Here is an 18,476-nt window from a genome sequence, read left to right as displayed (position 1 = left end):
TAAGCTGTAAATACGTAAAAGCACAGCACCGAGAGAGCTACATGAGTAAATCGTATCCCAGTAACCTCACTCCTGCCCAATATGAATTGTTGAGCGACCTGCTACCTGATGCAAAACCTGGCGGACGACCGCGAGAAGTAGACTTATGGGACATTCTCAATGCAATTTTTATGTTTTAGTCGAAGGGGTGCGGTGGCGAGCGTTACCTGGAGATTTTCCAGCTTGGCAAACGGTCTACACTTACTTTCGTAATTGGCGTAAGGATGGAACCTGGTTGAGCATTCACGACCGTCTCTATCGCTGCATCCGCATCGAAGTCGGGCGCTCTCCGAGCCCATCTGAAGCAATTGTCGATAGCCAAAGCGTGAAAAGTGCGGCAGGAGTGCATGCAGCAATCGAATTTGATGCAGGTAAGGTGATCAAAGGGCGCAAGCGATTCATCACGGTCGATACGCTGGGATTGATCTTACGGGTCTTTGTCACTGCTGCCAGCACCCCAGAACGCGCTGGCGGCAAAACTGTCCTCCAGCGGGTGCGACAACGCGGGAAAGCCGTGTCTCGTCTACACACGATTTGGGTGGATGGCGGCTTCGATGGCTTTCCCTTTATGCACTGGGTGGTCACCATCTGTCGTTGGATTGTCCAAGTGGTCTTACGCCCGGAACAAACCAAAGGCTTTGTCCTGCTCAAAAAGCGATGGGTGGTGGAACGAACTCTGGGCTGGCTGATGCACTGTCGTCGCTTAGTTCGGGATTATGAGTTACTTCCAGAAACTTCAGAGACTTGGATTTACTTAGCAATGATTCGGATCATGGTTAGGAGATTGGCATAAAATTTGACCGACTCCGACTTTTAAAACACCCTCTAAGCTATCATGTGATTCGTCCTCGCAGTCCGAAAACCTCTGCCTATCAAGAGATTGAGTTTGATTCAGTCTCTACTTGGAGTCAAGCTCAGCTACATCAACAGAAGCGCGTCGTTGTCATTGGAGACTTTAATAGCACTGCTTGGTCGGTTCGACTGCGACGATTGGAGAAAGACAGTCAACTGGTGAATTCACAACGAGGGTTTGGATTTCAACCCACTTGGTCGGCTGAATTTCCGCCATTGATGAAGATTGCGCTCGACCACTGTTTTCATGATCGATCATTGCTCACAGTTCAGCGATCGATTGGATCAGCGATTGGTTCAGACCATCTTCCACTTCTTGTAGAATTACGCAATCAGTGAAGAGCGAGTTATCGCCCTAAAATTCGCAAGTCTTGTGTCAAGTGCCAGCATCCATTGTGATGCTCAAAAACATAAGCACCTGCTGCTGACTGTTCATCGGCTTCAACCCAAGCAGCACCTTCTACATTGCGATAGGTTGCTGCATAATAGTCAACCCGAAACTTACGATCGCTGATTTCCCGAAATGCAAGCCGTACAAATTCACGTGCTTTGAGTCGCGTGACGAAAGATTTATCGGGAAAAGAGACATCGAGCCTTAGTCTCATGCGATTCGGTTGATTGTTGAGAGTCTGCTCTTGGTCGATAAAGCTTCGATTCATGCGATCAACATAGATCCAACCTTGATTCAATCCTAAACGGAATGCTTGATACAACTTCTTGTTAATTGAAAAGAACACTCGATCGGGCTGAGCATAGTTCGCAATTTTGACCTCTGACCCAGTGTAAGTATTACGTATCTCATTCTTTTGGTCGTCATATCCTCGCACAAAGTTCACGAAGAATTCTTGATAGGCACTGGGTTCGCAATGTTTAGGTTGCTTTGCTTTGACTGATACCCAACCTTTTGCAGTACATTCTACGGTTTCATAGTCTTCGAGTTGTGCATTGTAAGGATCAATGTCCGATCGACACCAGTAACGATCGTCATAGAAGAAAATACCTTCGTTGATAGGTTGCGGCTCTGAAGGGGTCAGCGATCCATCAGGGCGATCGCTGACAATAATGCGATCGTTTTGAATTTCGATCATTTCTCCAGAAGTCCCTGTCCAGTAGTACCCATCTTGAAGTAGATTCGAGGCAAGAGATGGGCGAGGACTGATGACTGCTACAACAAGTAGAGATGCTATAGAACGAAGCCTCATTAGTAATCTTATCAGTTAGCCCGCATACATTCAAGCATGGCGCTCCGTGCCTTCAGAAATCCGGTCATACTGGCACGAAACACCTCTTTGCCATCGAGGTGCAGTGTGACTTCATTCTCTGCATTTGCATGACGCATCATCCCCGCCATGTCAGCTAAGACTAGAATTCCAGAGTTTTTGCCGTAGGGGATCAGTGCTGCATTGATAGGAACAGGTTTGGCTCCCTTGAATGTTAAAGCAGGTTGAATCTCCTTGGCTTCACGAGTAGCAGGCAAGCTAGTCCCTTGAAATAGGATTGCACCTGCCATCTTTTGATGCGGGCCAAAAAACGAAACGATATTTGATGCTTTGGGACTTTCAGCAAATGAAACGGCACAATTCTTTCCAGTCCCATCTCCTGCGGAAGTCATCAACCATACTCCGACTTTGGGATCGTGAAACAGAATTCTTCCATATTTTGCTTCAAATTCTGCTTGTTTAACCCCCGCATCTAGCAAACGTATCATCGCCGGGTCTGGGGGAAGTGGTGTCTGTCTAGTGGGTTCAGAAGGGCGAGTGGGTTCAGAAGGGCGAGGGCTTTCGTTAGCAGGATGTCCTGGAATCGGAGCGCATCCTGACCAACCTGCACTCTGCCCCCCGACTGGGTAGGATCCCAGAGGGCATCCTCCTTCAGCCTGTACTGACTCGCCAGAGATTAACGCAGTCAGTATTACACCACATAGCAAAGTAAGTTTCAGTCGCATAAGATTTGTAGAGTTTGATGAGTTTAGAGGTTTCGCTGCGTAATGTTAGCCTTTCCAGCCTTGATTTTTACAATCAACTCCGTGAGTACTCATCGCTTCAATTTTGCCAGTTTGAGTATTCACGCGCCATGCATGACTGATCTGAGTGTAGTATTCACTCTCCGTCATTTCCACGATCGCTGCAATTGCGCGATCGACCTTGCCATTTAGCCGACAAAATCGAAAAGCAATCCTTTGTGACTTGGAGAAAGGAGGTAACTCTAAGACATCGAGAACTTGAGTCACGGGCTGACCGACTTGATCATACCTCAGCAATTCACCGAGCCATAGATACATTGCTTGACCAGGTTGTTCAACGACGTGAATCCGATGCCATTGGTCAATAACTGCACCACCTCCAGAGATTAACCCTTCAGGAACCTCAGAATAGATGAGCCCAATGTAGGGTGAAGTTTCTGCTTGAACCAACTTAGTTTCTGGCTTGATAGGGGACAGCATTGAGCTAGAAGGTATAGCTTTTGCAGGAATCTTAGCGTTGCCGCCTACGATCGTAAGACTGCTGAACAGTAAAAGAAACCCAAGCTGACGCATAAATTTGAGTTGCATCTGGAAAGCATCCTATGCATGTGTTGTATAGAGATATGGTTTACTCTCAATCAGGTTATGCACTCCCGAAATTTGTGTCTGTTTCTACTATTGTCAACCAAATCTCCAGTCAATTCCGCTCACCTATGTCGAATCATTGAAGTAAAAATCACGAAGGAAATTGCATAACCTCGCGAACGGCGAACTCTACATCCAAACAAGCGATTGACACACTCAATTGCGAACAAGCCAAAGATTAGACTCAATCGCTTGCTCCGATGATTGCTAGTCTAATTCGCTAAGTTCATTATTGTCCCAATTTGAATTAAGGAAACATTGAATGCGTAAGTTTTTGCCGATCTTTATTCTTTTGGCGGGTGGGTTGACTTCAGTAGCACCCGCGATCTCTGCTGAGTATGACAGAGGCGTTGGTCTTCGCGAGTATCCAAGTACTCACACAACGGGTGGATATGGTCAGGGTCAAGGGAGTAACTCTAACCGGGTAGAGAGTCCCTATGGTCGCTGGACTTGCCAAACCAACTGCTTCATCACGGAATGGTATCATCCAGACGGAGTTACACCTGGTTCAATCGGCTATCCTAGCCGAGTCAGGGACTCATTCGGTGGCGAGGTCAAAGTAGAAGAGCCAATCGAACCTGTTAGATTAGAAGAACCTGTGCGTCAGTTCACTGATAAAAGACAGTAAGTGACTTTGTGAACTGAAGCGAACTCTCAATCTGGACAGGCGACGCTCGATCGCTAGCTAAAGATTGGACTCAATCTATCACCCTGATGCTTGAGTCCAATTGTCGCTGATTTGTTGCTTGACTTCCTTCAATCATCCTTGATAGCGAAAATACAAGATGAACGACTGTTGCTTAAAAGCAGCATTTCGACAACAATAGTGTTGTTTTCCAGCAGCAGTGCGACCATGTTTAACAATGTCTCTGCGATGACAATCTGGGTAGCAAATGGGTGTCACTCTCTTTTTTCAATTGGCTATGGGTAGTCCTAAACAGGTAAGGATGCATTGTAGTGATGAATGAAGTACCAGATCGTTCCAATGTGATTGTCCACCTTCTTGGAGAAAGACAAGGTTTTTCGCACCAGTCGAGAGATTCTTTGGCGCAGGGTGCAGTTGAATCGTTCAATCCGGTTAGTCAAACCACTCTCCTTGCCAACCGCCCGATGCCGTTTACTGGGGAAAACTGCTGCATAAGCTGCCCAGAAGTCGGTATAGCAGATGGCACATTGCCGGTAGACTGGCGGCAAAGATTGCCACAAGGCTTTAGCTCCCGCTTCTGAACGGTTTCCGATATGCACCCCCACAATTTCCCGTGTCTTTGCATCTATCGCCAGCCAAACCCACTGCTTGTTCCCTCGGTGGGAAACGAACGACCACAACTCGTCGCACTGGATCGTTAATCGCCCCTTTTTTTAGCGCTCACGCTCACTCGTCGCGGCACAGTCACATATTTAGCGTTCACGTAGCGTTGCAGCCATAACTCAGACACCCCGGTGACTCTCGCAATTCCTGCTAACGACAGGCGTTCCAAGATCAGCTTATCAATCAAGTCTTTGGTCGCCTGGTCAATCAGTTTGTTCTGCGGGTCTTGCACGAACTGTCGTCCACAGTCCCGACAGCGATAGTTCTGTTTGCCGTTATGGATTCTGCCATTTTTGACCGTGTGTTTTGACTCGCAACTTGGACAAGAAAGCATGACTGCGACACCAGGAAAACCTAAACATCAGCTTTCATTTTATCCTTACCTGTTTAGGACTACCTTCCCGCGTTGTTCTGTTTTTGGTGAGTGAGTCTGCGGGATGGTTAACAGGATAAAATTTAGGAGTAAACGGCAGTTTTGCGTAGTTACCGTAGTGGAAGGATCTGCTTGGAGCCGACTAACAATCCCTAATTCATCGAAAAACGATTGGTTACCGCTCAAGCAAACCATTAGCCTCTGTGTGTAGTCGTGTTAACAGTCGTTATTAGTTTATCGGTTGGTGTTTAAAGTGAGGTCAGAACCAGCAAACCGACAAAAATTGAGGAGTTATGGTTCAAATTGATCATCAAATACCGCGATTGTTTGGTTGAATTTGTACTCTGTTGCAGAGCGCGATCAATCAGGATTAGTGGATGCGATCACAGAGCACATCATCTTCTGGAAGTCCAATCCCTACTACCGACTAGAGGAAGGATCTTGGAGCCTTTGCACACCGGATTGAATCTCGCGATAAACCGTATGCAAGTGCTGGAGTAACTCTTGTTGCGCCAAGTTATGAGTCTGCACCTCTCGCATCAGAAATGCCAGCACTTGCAGGGGACCATTGTGAATTTCTATCCAGGTTTGTTCTATCTGTTGTTGATGGGTCTGGATTTGTTGCTCTAAACGGTGTGATCGCTCGATCAATTGTCGATAGTGAGCGATCCAGTACACTACACCGCCCAATAGGACGATCGCCAGAAAGGAAGGCACCATGAATCCCCTGTAATCTAAGTGACTAGCGTGTTTTAGCCGGATAGATTTGGCCCCGTAGTTCGCCGTAGAATTCGTGTCCTTTGGTGTGCAGATTGAAGTAGAGCGCGCCTTTTCGAGCTAGAGCTTCTAACCCTGCAATAGTCTGAACTTGCTGGACTGGAAAATTAATGTCGCTGGGGCATCCTTCTGGAAGCGGCAAGGTAAGTTTTCCAGAACCCGGTTTGGGTGGAATGGGTAGTTGTTTGACAAAGGTTAGCCCCTTATTGGCGATCGTGCCGGATAATTGTCCTGATTTCAGCGTTTGTTTCAAATCCCCAAACTGAGAAAAGTCTACGATAATCGGTCCCAAAACGCCTGGCGTGCCGCAATGAATATGGAATGCGGTGACATTTTCGGCATCAACACCTGTGACTTGGAAGTCAAACTTCCCAGCACTGAGATTACTAGGGAACCGCAACTTTCCATAAGCGTAGGATTGGACATTGAGTTCGGGATCAGCTTCTTGAGCGGGATGTAAGTAGGCTTCGTACTCAGTGAAAGACTGATCGCCCTTCGGGACATTGGCAGCGATCGCGGGGACAAACCAACCACTGAGAATCACGATCGCGCTGATCACAACACCCATCAAAAATTTCATGCACTGTCACCTCAGTAAATTGCATAGTGGTTCCAATATGAAAGCAAAATTGCGATGAGATCATTAGCAGTTTCGGACAATCAGGACTTCCGGTTTTGACCATTCAGTATTGCACTTTTCGGCAATGACAGAATGAAGCTCAAAAACTAAAACGGTGAACAGCAAGCAATGAACGCTGAAATCTACAAAAGTTCAAGCCAGAAATGAAACCCTAACGCTTCAGGAGCATCAAAATATGACCGGATTAGTGGATGGCAGCACGATTGTTCTCAAGCGTACGGAGTCTAATATTGGATTCGTATGGCTCAATGGTCGTCTCGACAAACGTCTCTTGGGATTCGTTCCCACTACCAGTGACTCTAAGACGTGTTACTGGAAAGTGCATCAAGTAGATGTAGAGGTTTATCAATTCGAGAACTTGGGAGCATCAGGTAACGGTCAGGAATTTTGGCTAGATGCACAATTTGACACCGCTACAATCAGGCTTGCCTCAACTCAAGGTACCTCAACTAGCGGAACCCATTGGCGAGTTCGGCAAGGCACCGATGGCAGCTTTACCTTTGAGGCAATTGGGAGTAGCAATACGAGCCGGAAATTCTGGCTAAGCGTAAGCAATTCATCAGCTGAACTCGAACCCATGCCTTCTATAATGCTTGCCAGTCAGCCTATGTCTTGGCGAGTCCTGCGAGTTCCTGAACCGGGTATCCCCCTGCGATCGGGAGAAGTTGAACTCCGGACGGCTAGAGGCGAAGTTCGACTGCTGACTAGCGATATTGCTAGCCTTGCTCCTCTATCTGTCACATCCGCGTTTACTCAGTTGCGAGTGGGTCCAGAGACTGGCGTTACACTCTTTAGTGAGGGTAACTTTCAGGGAACGTCACAGCCTGTTTTAGGCGCGATCGCGGATTTGAAATCGACTCGTCTCACTAGTGTGCCGAGATCCCTGAAAGTGTGGTCTACGACAGGCAAGCCTTACACCGGGAAATGGGCAATCAAGGCTCCCAATGGACAATATCTCAGTCAAGCGCAGAGCGGCGTGATCACCACCCTACCGAATCCAGGGACAACCGAACTCTTTGCGATTCAGCCCCTTGCACCTGCAGCGAACGATCAGCAGCAAGTGAAGATTATGGGCGAACGCGAGGCTTTTGCCAGTGATTTGGCGGCTAGCCAGGGGCAACCATTGACCTTAGTGGAAGAAGATCTCCCCAACCGTCGCAAGTTTTCGCTAAAAGTGGGTAGCAATCGCTGGATTAGCTTTCAATCCATCAAATTATCCGGCAATCTAGTCATCAGTCTTCGTGCCTTGAATGGTCAATCTGTCTATGTCGAAGGCGAAAAACTCTTTGTCAATCCGGCAGCCGAAAGTGTGGTGTTCTTCCAAATGATTCGGCTTGATGGCAATAAGGTGGCATTCAAACACCCCAATGGTCAATATTTCTGTGCCGAAGGCGGTGGAGGGAAAGAAGTTGTAGCAAATCGATCGCAGATCGGACCTTGGGAAACTTTCGAGTTAGTTCAACTGATCGACAACCAAGTTGCAATCAAAGCGTCAACGGGCCACTATGTTAGTGTGCAATGGAGTGGAAAAAATCAGGTCTTTGCAAACCGCAGCGCGATCGGACCTTCGGAAACCTTTGAAATGCTATGGTCAGGTGCTTTTGGAGTGACCAATCAAGCGAAAAATCGTGCTATCTTCACTCGTGCGATTAAATTTGCTGAGAACGAAAGCCAGGTTGGGGAAGTTCTACCCGGAGAAGTGGCGCTCTACGAAAACGTCAGCTACTGGGGCAAAGCCTGGATTTTCCAAAGTGATGTCGCTCGATTTACAGATATCAATGGCTTAAATGATCAAGTGTCTTCGATCATCCTTGGCAATCAAACAGGTGCAACCATTTATAAAGACACACGCTACGGATTATCAACGACAACAGCCAACAGTGTTGAAGATTGGCTCACAACGGCACAAAATTCCCAGGGAATTTTGTCTTTGGGAGATCTGACTGACAAAATTTCTGTCCTACAAGCGAACTTAGCAGAAGATGTGGTGGAAGACACACCCTCACTTTTAGGATCGCAAATTGGCAATGATGCAATGTCATCACTGCGGATTTGGCGCAATCTCCCCCCTACTCAAGTTGGGATTGATTTCACCTGTTGCCTCAGTCAAGATTACAAACTCAACAGTGATCAGACCCTGCAAGAGTTCTCGTCCTATCGCACCATTTTGCAATTTCCGATCGAGGTCACAAGTGTCGATGTCTGGGCAACCGATACCACGAGCATTATGGTGGAGGATCAGGTCTATGTTGTGAATGAAGAGCGATCGGTGCGCTTGTCTCCCAATCAGATGCAGCGATTGATGATCACCAGCAAAGCCGAAGGCATCAACACCCCCGGTTTGAAAATTCGTACCAACACGATGCAATCTTTTGAACGGATTGTGATTTTCCCAGATAAATATGCCCACGGTAAACTAGCAGAAATTCCTGCCAATGGACTCTGGGAGGCAAAAGATAACGCTGGAAATCTTCTCGTCGATCGCAGCAAATTCAATCAATCTCAGATTGCAGCCGTCCAAACTTCGATCCAAAACACCCTTGCGACCGTGGAATATGTTTCCAATTCCAGCGATAAGTATGCCGTCGATCGCACCGTCAATCCTAAAAAGATTCTCAACCCTTGGAAGCTCAACTTGATGCGATCGGGCGGAATTGGCACGAACCGTTCTAACACTACTCTACCCGCGACAACAACCTTGAGTCAGGCTGATTTTGAAAACCTGCTGACCACCGCTACTGCTCAAGGTGGAACACTAGCGCAGGGAATTTTTAGCAGCGTTGGTAATGCATTGTCATCAGCAGTGTCAACCGCAAGTTCTGTCGTTGTGGGTGTGGCGAAGGATGTGGCTGATACCGTAACGGATGTGGCAAACGATGTGATTCATGTGATTACTGAAACTGCGGGTCAAGTCACAACTTGGGTGATCGATACTGCGGAAAAGGTGGGAGCTTTTGCGGAAGGGCTAATTCAACGGATTGGCGTTGCTCTCGAAAAGTTTATTGAGTACCTGCGCTTCTTGTTTGCCTGGAATGACATCTTAGAAACACAGCGTTACTTAGCAGAAGCGATCGAGGTAACATTGCGTTCAGATCGGTTAACTCAGATGATCGCAGACCCGCTCCGAGACCTAGTGGGAAATCAACGTAAAACGCTCAAGGGTGATATGGAGCAACAACGTCGAAAATCCGCTCAGAGCAGCACTTCGATCAAGGGTGACAATAAACAACCCGAAGCCTTAGAGTGGTTGTTTGCTAAATTAACGTCAATTACCGATGGGGGTGCTGCGGGCACAGATTTTCCCAGTGATGCTAAAACCGATCCCGCGATCGCACAAGTCGGCAACTCGTTCTTTCAAGAATTTGAGCAGATCCAAACGACTTTTTTGGCGGGAGTCGAGAGCTTGGGAGATGCGATTGCAAAACTCATTGCTAATCCTAGTCAACCGCACAAACTCTTGAGTGCTTTGTTTGCTTTGGTCAGCCAGGTGATGGATGATTTCCTGGATCTGTTGCAGAGCCTGCTCAATGATCTGATCGTGGTGATTCCTAGCATCCTGTCGCAGTTGCTGCAATTCATGCAGGTCGAAGTCAACATCCCCTTTGTGAAAGCATTGTTCCGCCAGATTAGCGGAGGTCAACCCCTAACGATGTTAAATCTCGCGACCTTGCTCTTAGCGATTCCGGTCACTGTCACCTCCAAATTGATCTGGGGTCGTACCCCCTTTCACAATGAACCCAAACTCGCACTCGCACTAGATGAGAGCGCCAACTGGAGCCTCACTGCCTTGATTGTCGATTCAGTCAGAGGTCTCTGTGATGTAATTTTGGACTCGCAACCTGAGCGGAAAGAAGGACAAGTGACTCCTAAATTCATGACGCTCCTTGAGAAATTCACGGTTGTTCTGAGTCTTACTAGCGTGGTCGCCTCTATCTTCATTGCTGATACCCTGAATAAAAAAGAGGGAGAGCTTTCTGATGCAGACCGATGGTCAATCTATCTCTATATTTTCCGAGGTTCAATGTTGTGTCTAGAACTCTTCAGCTTGGTCTGCATTCATAAATACTTGAAGATGACGCACAAAGATAAAACTCAGCCCATTCCATTTGAACGCTTGAGGCGGATGAATGCAGGAACGATGGTTCTGAGTTCAATCTTGGGTGCGATCGATATGGCACTATCGAGTGTGTATGTTGAGCGCTCACAGGCATCACCTGCCAAAGACGCAGCGAACGTGACGACGACGATTCCGCAAACCCTATCATTTCTGCGTCTCCCCATTCTGTCAGACAAAGCTCCCCAATTGCCTCTCGTCTTGGCGGCTTTAGATGGGGTTTGCTATGGGTATGCCCTGGTAGTAGGAATTGTAGATTTAGCGGATGGGTAAGTGGATGAGTGAAACGCGATTCGCTTTGCGAAGCTCCGAAGGATCGTCCCAACTCAACTGGGCATTAGACCGACTTCAGATCGAAACCTGTTGGCAACGGGGATTGACTGGGGCTGGAGTGCGAATTGGGCATTTGGATACAGGAGTGGACTCGAAGCATCCAATGCTATGCGATCGCATTGCCACCTTTGCCCAATTTGATCCGTGGGGCGATCGAGTTCCAAATGCTCAACCTTGGGATTCTGGCAATCATGGAACCCATACCGCTGGATTGCTCTGTGGGGAAGCGATGCCTTCGGCACACGGAAACGTGAGCGGCATTGCTCCCCAAGCAAAACTCTGCTCTGGCATGGTGATTGAAGGCGGACATCCCCTGGTTAGAGTGCTAGCAGGACTGGATTGGCTTTTGGATCAGCAAATCCGAGTGCTCTGTCTGTCGTTGGGCGTACCGGGCTATAATCCCTTGTTTGAGATTGTTTTAGCTCGATTACGTCAGCAAGGGGTGCTTACGGTTTGTCCGATTGGCAATCAGGGCCGACGAATTGCTTGTTCTCCCGCCAATTATCCAGGGGTGCTTGCGGTCGGCGCGATCAATGATCAAGACCAAGTTCCAGGCTTTTCAGGAAGTGGGGTTGCGATCGTTGCACCCGGCGTTCATTTGCTATCTGCTCAACCGGATGGCAATTTTGCGAGCCAAACTGGAACGTCGATGGCGGCAGCGATCGTGGCTGGAGTTGCAGCGTTACTCTTCCAAGCTAAACCGACGGCAACAGTTGAGGAGGTAGAACAAGCCTTGCTCAAAAGCTGTACGCCCCTGCCTCACCTGCCCCCGCAGCGAGTCGGTCATGGATTAATCAATCCGATCGCAGCCGTGGAGTATTTGTTGAATGGTAAGGAATGCGATCTCGCTCCATTCCCCATTTCAGAGATCCCTCATCGAGTTGATCCAAGATTGCTGCGACAGCTTGATGCTGCAAATTTAGAGGACTTGATTGCTGCGATCGCCCTTGTTTCAGGCAATCGTGAACCGATCCTCCAGCGACTTCATCGTCCACCGATTCAATTGAAGTGGATTCCAAGCGCCAACGCGATCGCGCTCATGGCAACGCCAGACGTGCTTTATGCACTGTTGGACGAACCGGAGGTTTATTTTCTCAGTTCAACGACTATCGATCCATTCTATTTAGGGTAAATCAGTGTGTCTTTAGCGCTCTTGGAACAGTATGCAATGAAGTTGATCGATTTAGAAACGGCGGTCGATCCAGTTCTGGAGGAGCAGCTTTTCGATTTGTTGCTTGTCCGCGATCGCATCGAGTGCTTACGGAAGGACTATGATGCGGCTAATCTTCAGAAACTCCTTCATCTCGATCAGCGATTACAACAACAAGGAACCCGAATTGCTCAATTTCTTAACTTACCGAACTGCCGAACTACTGTAAAGCCGACTGAGGATGCTTGGTGGTGGTGGTTTGAGCCAGCAGGAGATTGGCGCGATCGCTACGACTGGTTGTGGAGTGCGCTCTGTGTACCGATGATGGCAACCTCTGGAGCATTACTTCTCGATCTGAGTGGGCGTTTCCTCTCCGGTGGTATTGATACCTTTGGCGCGTTGATGTGGTCAGTCAAAGTTTACTAGCGCTTCTAACTGCCAGTGGAACGTTTACAAAATCGGGAGAGGCGGGAATTGAAAACACACTTCGTCGCTTTCACATTCCGACTTATCATCTTCAGGAAGTCAAATTCCTCCTGGCCCTAGCGCTATTGCTTGGATTATTTGGAACACGATCGTTGCTCCCTAATATTGCAGCGGGCTATCTCAAACAAGCTATCAAAGCTCAGCAAGAGAAACATCTAGTCCTCGCGCAGACTTACTATCAACGTGCCTTGAAACTTGATCCAACTCACTCACAAGTTCATTACTATTTAGGCACACTGCATGAGGCACTCCAAAATTCCGAGGAAGCACAAGCCGCTTATCAAATTGCTGTTCGGAGTGGATCTGAACCTGCGGTCAATCAACTTGCACGACTCTATCTCATCAAAAATCAACCCGACAAGGCAGTTTCACTCTTGGTCAATTCGATCGATCAAGTTCAAGATGCTGATGTGAAGTATGCCTTACACAAAAACTTAGGCTGGGCAAGGTTTCAGCAGAATTGGCTAACTGAGGCTAAAACTGAATTGCAAAGCGCGATCGCAATTAACGCCGAAGCAGCAGATGCCCACTGTTTAATGGCTCAAGTCTTGTCTAATCAAAAGCATCTATCCGATGCCAAACTAGAATGGCAACGTTGCCTTGCGACGGCAGATTCGCGCTTGCCGGAACACGATCGCTGGATTCAGCTTGGACGGCAAGCCCAAGAGAGCTTGCAGAGAACGCCGCCCTTAGGTAACGTTGTGCGTTGAAACGTTCCTGCTAACCGTTGTGCTAGTAAAGTACAGGACTTTGCTTCTGGAGGGTTCAATGCTGGATCTAACCCGACACCGTTGTCTTGTACTTGCAGGACATAATGATCTTCACACTGTTGTCCAGTCACAGTAAGCCGAGTCACTCCCTGAGCATGTTTTCCAACATTGCACAAGGCTTCCTCCAACCATAAACACAAGTCTCGTTTGAGGTCTAGCGTCAGTATGGATGACTCCAACGGCGCAAAATTCCGCACCTTCACTTGAATGGTTTTGAAGTGGGGCAGTTGGCGCTTTAGCGTAACCGCATACACTTCATGAAAAAGGTGATGGAGTGGATGATTCAGGTCAATCTGAGTCCCTTCTCCAAGACGTAGTATGTGTTCCGTTGTCTCAACCTCAGATGGGTCGGTGAGACTATGCCCAACCGCACGAATTTCAGCATTCAACGCATCTAATCGCTGAAGCAAATCCGTCGATCGCCCTTTTTGTACATCCCGCATTAACAATGCCAAGGTTTGCAGCGGACCATTATGAATTTGCGTCACTGCATGTTCCATTGCGCGTTGCCGAATGCTTTGTCGTTCAATAATCTGTTCGTAATACTGAAGCCGTTCCCGATACAAACGATCGACTAAATCCTGCAACCGATTAAAAAACAAAATCAGCACAATTTGAACGCCCATCGCAGGTCCGAGTGCGATCGCTAAATCCAGTCCCCGCAACGTCGTCAATTCAACTGGATGAAAGATAAAGTACGTCAGAATCGGCAGTGCGATCGCACCCCAAGTTAGGATCGCCACCCCAATTAAACGGCGAGGACGCAGCATAATCATCATCAACATCAGAATCAGGAACAACCCAGAAATTAACGGCGGCAAACTGCCCACTAAAGGCATCTCCGGCGAAAGGAACGCTTGCAGCGTAAAAAACCAACTGGGGATGATCATCAAGAGCACGGCTAAAAAAAAGCCAACGTGCATCACCTGCTGCAAGCTCTGCGGCACTATGTAGAGACGAATCAGCAGCGCCAGCGAGCATATCACGAGCAACGGAGGTGCAATTAAATTGAGCGGCGAGGGGTGCGGTTCTAGACGATGCAGGATCGTAGCAATGATTGCGCCGAACATATTCAAGCTTAAAACTGCTAGCATGACTCGTCGTTTCAGAGCATTTTGGGAATCGAGCAGGATAGACATAGCACTTAATCCAGTAACCCAGTTTCACGCGCACGAATTTGCGTGAGCGCTCGTACATTTTTACCTTCTTCTGGATAGATCGCTAACGCGTCTTGAATTTTCGACCAATAGTGACGGATCATCCGTTCTGATTTGTGCATGGTCTGCGCGATTGCTTTGTCCTGCAATCCTTCTTCAAACGCTAGTCGCAGCACTTCTAACCACTCTGGTTTGACTTCTAGATCCGTTTGTAAATCTTTTGTATGCGTCAAACCCTGCATTGCCCACTCCATCCGCATTAGCGTGGCATCGATGCTGAGGCTTTTGTCTGCAATCGTCAATCCGCCTTGATGAGCATCCATGTCTGGCATGAGGCGGATCAAGGCTTTTACATTACTACTTTGCACCATTAAGTTTAGGGTTGGATAGGTTTGCATCAGGTGTTTTAGCAATCCCAATCCATGCTCTACGTGAGCCGTTGTTTCAGTAGTTTCTGGCAAGGATAGATCTACAATCACTAAATCGAGTGCCTGCGCTTTGGCTTGGACAAATGCGTCTTGAACCGTTTGGGCTGAAAGAATCTGAGCATCCGGGAAGCGATCGCGAACGAGTTCGATTGTCCCATTCAGGAGAAGTCGATGATCGTCTACGATCAGAATGTTGAGCGACAGCAAATTTGTTGAGGAATCAGGTATCATTGCGTTCGGAACGATAGGGCTGTTAGTCAACTCTCAATTGGCAGATTTGACCAGTACTAAATTTTACCTGGCAATCAAATCCACGCTCAAATTCAACGTTGACCCAACCCGGTTTGCGCTGGTCATCGCTTGGTAAAGAATTTATGTGTCAGTGGATACACCCCAATGATCGATAAAGTTCTGGCTTTGGCTAACGCCTGTACTGCCCATTCCAAAGCTTGAGAAGAAGCATTGTCTAGATGCTAGTTGTCATTTTGCGGATTAATTTGGGGGAATCTCATGCATCTGTTGTTGGAATTGTTGCCTCTGGGTTTGGGCTTGTCCAGCCGCCATACTTGTGGTGCAACCGCATCGACTCTCACCGTATCAATTGCGTGATCGACTCCGGCTTCTCCAGTCATACTTTGCAGTGCCTCAACCGGATGTTCTACCTTGACGCTCGTTTCGGCTCCCAGAGCTTTTGTCGTCCTGAAGATAGCTCTATCTTCAGCAATTTGAGCGCTCATAAAGGCAGTTCTAGCAAGAATGATGTCCCTTCTCCTAACCGCGAATTTACTTGAATGCAACCTTGATGTTGCTCGACCATGATTTGTTGGGCGATCGCTAATCCAAAGCCTGTGCCCTTGCCCACAGCCTTCGTCGTAAACAAATGCTCGAAGATGCGTTTCTGAACCGCTTCTGACATTCCTGTGCCATTATCTGAAATCTGGATGGATACGTACTCATCAGATGCCCAGGTTTGAAGCGTAATTTGATTTGGGCAAGCTCGAAGGTCTGACAACGCTTTCCCTTGATTGGATTCTTCTAACGCATCGATCGCATTTGCCAGCAGGTTCATAAACACCTGATTCAATTGTCCTGGAAAGCATTGAACTAGCGGCAGGTTACCATATTGTTTGATTACCATGATTGCAGGACGAGACTCAGTTGCCTTCAGTCGATGCTCCAGAATCAGAAGGGTACTCTCAAGTCCATCATGAACATTGAAGGCTTGTTTTTGATCCTGGTCGGCACGCGAAAAGAGGCGTAAACTCCGACTGATTGCTTGAATCCGGTTGACTCCTTCTCTCATCGATCGCATCACCTTAGGGAAGTCCTCTCGCAAAAATTCCAAATCGATCGCGTCGATCTCCTCAAGAATCGCTGCACCTGGCATCGGATATGTTGCTTGATATAAGTCAATCAGCTGAAATAAACTCTGGGAATAGTCCACAGCAGGTTGGATATTGCCGCTTAGATAGCTGACTGGATTATTAATTTCGTGAGCAATTCCTGCAACCAAATTACCCAATGCAGACATTTTTTCGCTTTGAATGACTTGCAGTTGAGCTTGCTTTAGATCTTCAAGGACTTGCTGTAATTCTAGAGTTTGCTGTTGACGACGATGGGATTCCACAATCAAAGAAATCAAATGCGCGGCAGAGCGAATAAAGTTCTGATCCGCTTGACTCCACTCTCGTTTCGTCCCCACCTGTTCACAACAAATGACTCCTCCAACTTGTCCATCTAACTGAAATCCAGAATCCAACATCGACTGAATGTTGAGAGGAATTAAATACCCCTCCCTAAATTCACAAGTATTCGGGTTGGTTTGGGCATCTTCTGCCACGATCAAGGGTTCTGATTCAACCGCAGCAAAATAATTGGGATAATCGGTGACCTGTAATTCGATCCCTTGAACGTGTTGCCCGTGGCTCTGCTCAAACAAGTCCAAGCATCGGATGCTCGTACGGTCTGGATCAAAGAGCCAGACGCTTACCCGCTCTACCTGAAGCACCCGTGCTGTCACTTCGGTCAGTTCTTCTAAGGCTCCCTGAAAATCGCGTTGGTTAAGGGCTTCGCTTTGAGACAGTTGAATCAGCGCTTGAACCTGAGCTTGTAAACTTCGCTCCGTTGCAATCCAAGATTGACGATCCGCTTGCAGTTGAGCGATCGATTTCTCCAGAAATTCAATGTAAGCTTGAGTAGATTGGGGCTGTGGAAATAGAGCCGACATGCAGCAATGAGGGGTGAACTTCGCTCCCTAGAATGCCCCGGATCTCAGGCGTTTCATCTTGAGTTGGCAGAAATATTGTGTGATGATTACCTGCTGGGCGAGAAGAGATATTCGCCTTTCTGGTTCTGCACACTGCAATTTGGCAGGAACAACAAGTCTACTTGAGCTATGAGCACGGGAATGGTCAACAAGTTGAACGAGTCGTCAATCCTCTAGAATGAGTTGACAAAGGAAGCACCTGGTATTTAGTCGCAGCGGTTGAGGAAGTGGTGTGCTCTTACCAGATTTTGCATTTGCGAAATGCTGTCTTGACAAAGTTTCATTAGAGTTGTTGGTTAATAAGCTCAAAAATCCTTAAAGCTCTTTCGTAGTAGGCATTTCGGCGATTTAATTGTGAAATCCTTCAAACCCTCACCATACCAGCATTGCAGCGATTTTTGTCACTATTCCCCAACAGGTCTATTGTTCCTGGTCTGAGTTTAGTCGCGACTTTTCTCTACTTAACGCTGCTTAATGCACCTACAAAAGCTTCAGACGATGTAATTAGAATGAGAGATGATGAGCAACTCAGTCTGAGCAAGTTGGTTGGACACCTCAGAGGAGGTCATGATGCAACACAAATCTCATGCTTTAGTCATTGGCGGTAGTTTGACAGGGCTGCTCATGGCTCGGATACTGGCAAACCATTTTGATCTCGTTACGATCGTTGAGCGCGATGTCTACCCGGATCAGCCAATGCCACGAAAGGGCGTGCCCCACTCTCGCTTTCCACACACGCTGATGCTACGGGGACAACAGATCTTTGAACAGTTGTTTCCGGGGCTTAGAGGATGTTTTAAAAGACAATTGAGGCTGTAAAAAAGCTCTCCGGTCATAAGCTTGTTAGGTGACAATACAACTGGCGAACGAACGTCAGGGTATTGGCGAGCTAAACCTTTCTCCGGACGATTGCGTACTGCTTGACTCGACGAGTCAAGTGCCGAGCAAGAAAAAGACACTCTGAGAGAGTTCCATCGATACATGGAGACGCGAAGAGTGTCTGGAAAAGTCAAAATATATCAAGTCCAAGTGTATATGACCGCACGAGAAAAAGGCTTCACGCAAGTAGAAGCCGCAGAACTGGCTGGCTTTTCTGCCCGAACCGGACAGCGCATCGAAGCAGGCGACCATCAACCGAATCGAGGACGCATCCGTGACTGGCGCAGCACCCCTG

19 protein-coding genes and 1 pseudogene are annotated in these 18,476 nt (G+C 47.7%); 9 read left to right on the top strand and 11 right to left on the bottom strand.

Annotated features, from left to right (window positions below):
* Positions 1 to 41: 41 nt before the first annotated feature.
* Both LEPBO_RS35625 and LEPBO_RS0100095 read left to right on the top strand, forming a co-directional pair.
* Positions 42 to 832 (top strand): annotated as a pseudogene (locus LEPBO_RS35625) (IS5 family transposase).
* A gap of 44 nt (positions 833 to 876) precedes the next feature.
* A complete protein-coding gene (locus LEPBO_RS0100095) occupies positions 877 to 1,230 on the top strand; it encodes an endonuclease/exonuclease/phosphatase family protein (RefSeq protein ID WP_017285483.1) in 354 nt (117 codons plus the stop codon).
* An 8-nt stretch (positions 1,231 to 1,238) separates the two neighbouring features.
* Here the strand turns inward: LEPBO_RS0100095 and LEPBO_RS0100090 are convergent, their stop codons facing one another.
* Genes LEPBO_RS0100090 through LEPBO_RS0100080 form a run of 3 tightly spaced genes read right to left on the bottom strand, consistent with a single transcriptional unit; the run spans position 1,239 to position 3,442 of the window.
* Entirely contained in the window at positions 1,239 to 2,093 is an 855-nt protein-coding gene (locus tag LEPBO_RS0100090; protein WP_144056114.1) for a hypothetical protein, read from the bottom strand.
* 11 nt (positions 2,094 to 2,104) lie between these two features.
* A complete protein-coding gene (locus LEPBO_RS43225) occupies positions 2,105 to 2,836 on the bottom strand; it encodes a hypothetical protein (RefSeq protein WP_190711130.1) in 732 nt (243 codons plus the stop codon).
* Between the two features lie 45 nt (positions 2,837 to 2,881).
* Positions 2,882 to 3,442, bottom strand: coding sequence for a hypothetical protein (locus tag LEPBO_RS0100080; RefSeq protein WP_026148301.1), 561 nt, complete (start codon positions 3,440 to 3,442; stop codon positions 2,882 to 2,884).
* Between the two features lie 319 nt (positions 3,443 to 3,761).
* On the opposite strand from LEPBO_RS0100080, the gene LEPBO_RS0100075 reads away from it, so the two are divergent.
* A complete protein-coding gene (locus tag LEPBO_RS0100075) occupies positions 3,762 to 4,127 on the top strand; it encodes a hypothetical protein (protein ID WP_017285479.1) in 366 nt (121 codons plus the stop codon).
* Positions 4,128 to 4,259: 132 nt separating this feature from the next.
* Here the strand turns inward: LEPBO_RS0100075 and LEPBO_RS45565 are convergent, their stop codons facing one another.
* The 4 genes from LEPBO_RS45565 to LEPBO_RS35620 all read right to left on the bottom strand — a co-directional run bounded on the left by LEPBO_RS45565 (position 4,260) and on the right by LEPBO_RS35620 (position 6,538).
* Positions 4,260 to 4,403 (bottom strand): IS1/IS1595 family N-terminal zinc-binding domain-containing protein, encoded by a 144-nt coding sequence (locus tag LEPBO_RS45565; protein ID WP_455565127.1) that lies wholly within the window; start codon positions 4,401 to 4,403, stop codon positions 4,260 to 4,262.
* 29 nt (positions 4,404 to 4,432) lie between these two features.
* Positions 4,433 to 5,142, bottom strand: a protein-coding gene (locus tag LEPBO_RS41510) for an IS1 family transposase (protein WP_225885725.1) whose coding sequence is annotated in 2 segments (ribosomal slippage) — positions 4,433 to 4,857 and positions 4,857 to 5,142 — 711 coding nt in all. Because the reading frame shifts where the segments join, the coding sequence is not laid out codon by codon here.
* A gap of 459 nt (positions 5,143 to 5,601) precedes the next feature.
* Positions 5,602 to 5,901, bottom strand: a complete 300-nt coding sequence (locus tag LEPBO_RS42090) for a hypothetical protein (protein ID WP_017285476.1) — start codon at positions 5,899 to 5,901, stop codon at positions 5,602 to 5,604.
* 22 nt (positions 5,902 to 5,923) lie between these two features.
* Positions 5,924 to 6,538 carry a CHRD domain-containing protein gene (locus LEPBO_RS35620; RefSeq protein ID WP_017285475.1) on the bottom strand — a complete coding sequence of 205 codons (615 nt, stop codon included), beginning with the start codon at positions 6,536 to 6,538 and terminating at the stop codon, positions 5,924 to 5,926.
* Positions 6,539 to 6,773: 235 nt separating this feature from the next.
* Between LEPBO_RS35620 and LEPBO_RS0100050 the strand changes: the two genes are divergently transcribed.
* The 4 genes from LEPBO_RS0100050 to LEPBO_RS0100035 are packed head-to-tail and all read left to right on the top strand — an operon-like array spanning position 6,774 to position 13,391.
* The gene (locus LEPBO_RS0100050; protein ID WP_017285474.1) at positions 6,774 to 10,985 is read left to right on the top strand and encodes a DUF7910 domain-containing protein; all 4,212 of its coding nucleotides are present in this window, start codon (positions 6,774 to 6,776) and stop codon (positions 10,983 to 10,985) included.
* A 4-nt stretch (positions 10,986 to 10,989) separates the two neighbouring features.
* Positions 10,990 to 12,177 carry a S8 family peptidase gene (locus LEPBO_RS39660; protein ID WP_172410479.1) on the top strand — a complete coding sequence of 396 codons (1,188 nt, stop codon included), beginning with the start codon at positions 10,990 to 10,992 and terminating at the stop codon, positions 12,175 to 12,177.
* A gap of 6 nt (positions 12,178 to 12,183) precedes the next feature.
* A complete protein-coding gene (locus LEPBO_RS0100040; protein WP_026148299.1) occupies positions 12,184 to 12,621 on the top strand; it encodes a hypothetical protein in 438 nt (145 codons plus the stop codon).
* Entirely contained in the window at positions 12,600 to 13,391 is a 792-nt protein-coding gene (locus LEPBO_RS0100035; protein ID WP_026148298.1) for a tetratricopeptide repeat protein, read from the top strand. The genes LEPBO_RS0100040 and LEPBO_RS0100035 overlap by 22 nt, the downstream gene beginning before the upstream one ends.
* Here LEPBO_RS0100035 and LEPBO_RS39655 read toward each other — a convergent pair.
* The 4 genes from LEPBO_RS39655 to LEPBO_RS39650 form a co-directional block, all read right to left on the bottom strand.
* Positions 13,325 to 14,590 carry a sensor histidine kinase gene (locus LEPBO_RS39655; protein WP_017285472.1) on the bottom strand — a complete coding sequence of 422 codons (1,266 nt, stop codon included), beginning with the start codon at positions 14,588 to 14,590 and terminating at the stop codon, positions 13,325 to 13,327. The genes LEPBO_RS0100035 and LEPBO_RS39655 overlap by 67 nt on opposite strands.
* Positions 14,591 to 14,595: 5 nt before the next feature.
* Entirely contained in the window at positions 14,596 to 15,267 is a 672-nt protein-coding gene (locus tag LEPBO_RS0100025) for a response regulator (RefSeq protein ID WP_036044284.1), read from the bottom strand.
* Positions 15,268 to 15,509: 242 nt separating this feature from the next.
* Positions 15,510 to 15,773: a hypothetical protein gene (locus tag LEPBO_RS0100020; RefSeq protein WP_017285469.1), complete on the bottom strand. Its 264-nt coding sequence runs from the start codon at positions 15,771 to 15,773 to the stop codon at positions 15,510 to 15,512.
* Complete coding sequence (locus LEPBO_RS39650; RefSeq protein ID WP_017285468.1) at positions 15,770 to 17,263, bottom strand: ATP-binding protein; 1,494 nt, start codon at positions 17,261 to 17,263, stop codon at positions 15,770 to 15,772. The genes LEPBO_RS0100020 and LEPBO_RS39650 overlap by 4 nt, the downstream gene beginning before the upstream one ends.
* A gap of 107 nt (positions 17,264 to 17,370) precedes the next feature.
* On the opposite strand from LEPBO_RS39650, the gene LEPBO_RS45560 reads away from it, so the two are divergent.
* A complete protein-coding gene (locus tag LEPBO_RS45560) occupies positions 17,371 to 17,484 on the top strand; it encodes a WYL domain-containing protein (protein WP_449405502.1) in 114 nt (37 codons plus the stop codon).
* Between the two features lie 385 nt (positions 17,485 to 17,869).
* Positions 17,870 to 18,121, top strand: coding sequence for a hypothetical protein (locus LEPBO_RS0100010; RefSeq protein ID WP_017285467.1), 252 nt, complete (start codon positions 17,870 to 17,872; stop codon positions 18,119 to 18,121).
* Positions 18,122 to 18,476: the final 355 nt, after the last annotated feature.

The sequence above is a fragment of the Leptolyngbya boryana PCC 6306 genome, from assembly GCF_000353285.1.
In the GTDB taxonomy this organism is placed as follows: Bacteria; Cyanobacteriota; Cyanobacteriia; order Leptolyngbyales; family Leptolyngbyaceae; genus Leptolyngbya; species Leptolyngbya boryana.
Note: the sequence above shows the minus strand (reverse complement) of the source record. Positions and strands in the feature narration are given on the sequence as shown.

What these genes read in the sequence shown, in the direction of transcription:
- LEPBO_RS43225 (WP_190711130.1), bottom strand. Translation starts at nt 2,836, where the DNA reads ATGCGACTGAAACTTACTTTGCTATGTGGTGTAATACTGACTGCGTTA.
- LEPBO_RS39660 (WP_172410479.1), top strand. Translation starts at nt 10,990, where the DNA reads ATGAGTGAAACGCGATTCGCTTTGCGAAGCTCCGAAGGATCGTCCCAA.
- LEPBO_RS0100075 (WP_017285479.1), top strand. Translation starts at nt 3,762, where the DNA reads ATGCGTAAGTTTTTGCCGATCTTTATTCTTTTGGCGGGTGGGTTGACT.
- LEPBO_RS0100025 (WP_036044284.1), bottom strand. Translation starts at nt 15,267, where the DNA reads ATGATACCTGATTCCTCAACAAATTTGCTGTCGCTCAACATTCTGATC.
- LEPBO_RS39650 (WP_017285468.1), bottom strand. Translation starts at nt 17,263, where the DNA reads ATGTCGGCTCTATTTCCACAGCCCCAATCTACTCAAGCTTACATTGAA.
- LEPBO_RS0100050 (WP_017285474.1), top strand. Translation starts at nt 6,774, where the DNA reads ATGACCGGATTAGTGGATGGCAGCACGATTGTTCTCAAGCGTACGGAG.
- LEPBO_RS0100080 (WP_026148301.1), bottom strand. Translation starts at nt 3,442, where the DNA reads ATGCAACTCAAATTTATGCGTCAGCTTGGGTTTCTTTTACTGTTCAGC.
- LEPBO_RS0100010 (WP_017285467.1), top strand. Translation starts at nt 17,870, where the DNA reads ATGATGCAACACAAATCTCATGCTTTAGTCATTGGCGGTAGTTTGACA.
- LEPBO_RS35620 (WP_017285475.1), bottom strand. Translation starts at nt 6,538, where the DNA reads ATGAAATTTTTGATGGGTGTTGTGATCAGCGCGATCGTGATTCTCAGT.
- LEPBO_RS42090 (WP_017285476.1), bottom strand. Translation starts at nt 5,901, where the DNA reads ATGGTGCCTTCCTTTCTGGCGATCGTCCTATTGGGCGGTGTAGTGTAC.
- LEPBO_RS0100020 (WP_017285469.1), bottom strand. Translation starts at nt 15,773, where the DNA reads ATGAGCGCTCAAATTGCTGAAGATAGAGCTATCTTCAGGACGACAAAA.
- LEPBO_RS0100090 (WP_144056114.1), bottom strand. Translation starts at nt 2,093, where the DNA reads ATGAGGCTTCGTTCTATAGCATCTCTACTTGTTGTAGCAGTCATCAGT.
- LEPBO_RS39655 (WP_017285472.1), bottom strand. Translation starts at nt 14,590, where the DNA reads ATGTCTATCCTGCTCGATTCCCAAAATGCTCTGAAACGACGAGTCATG.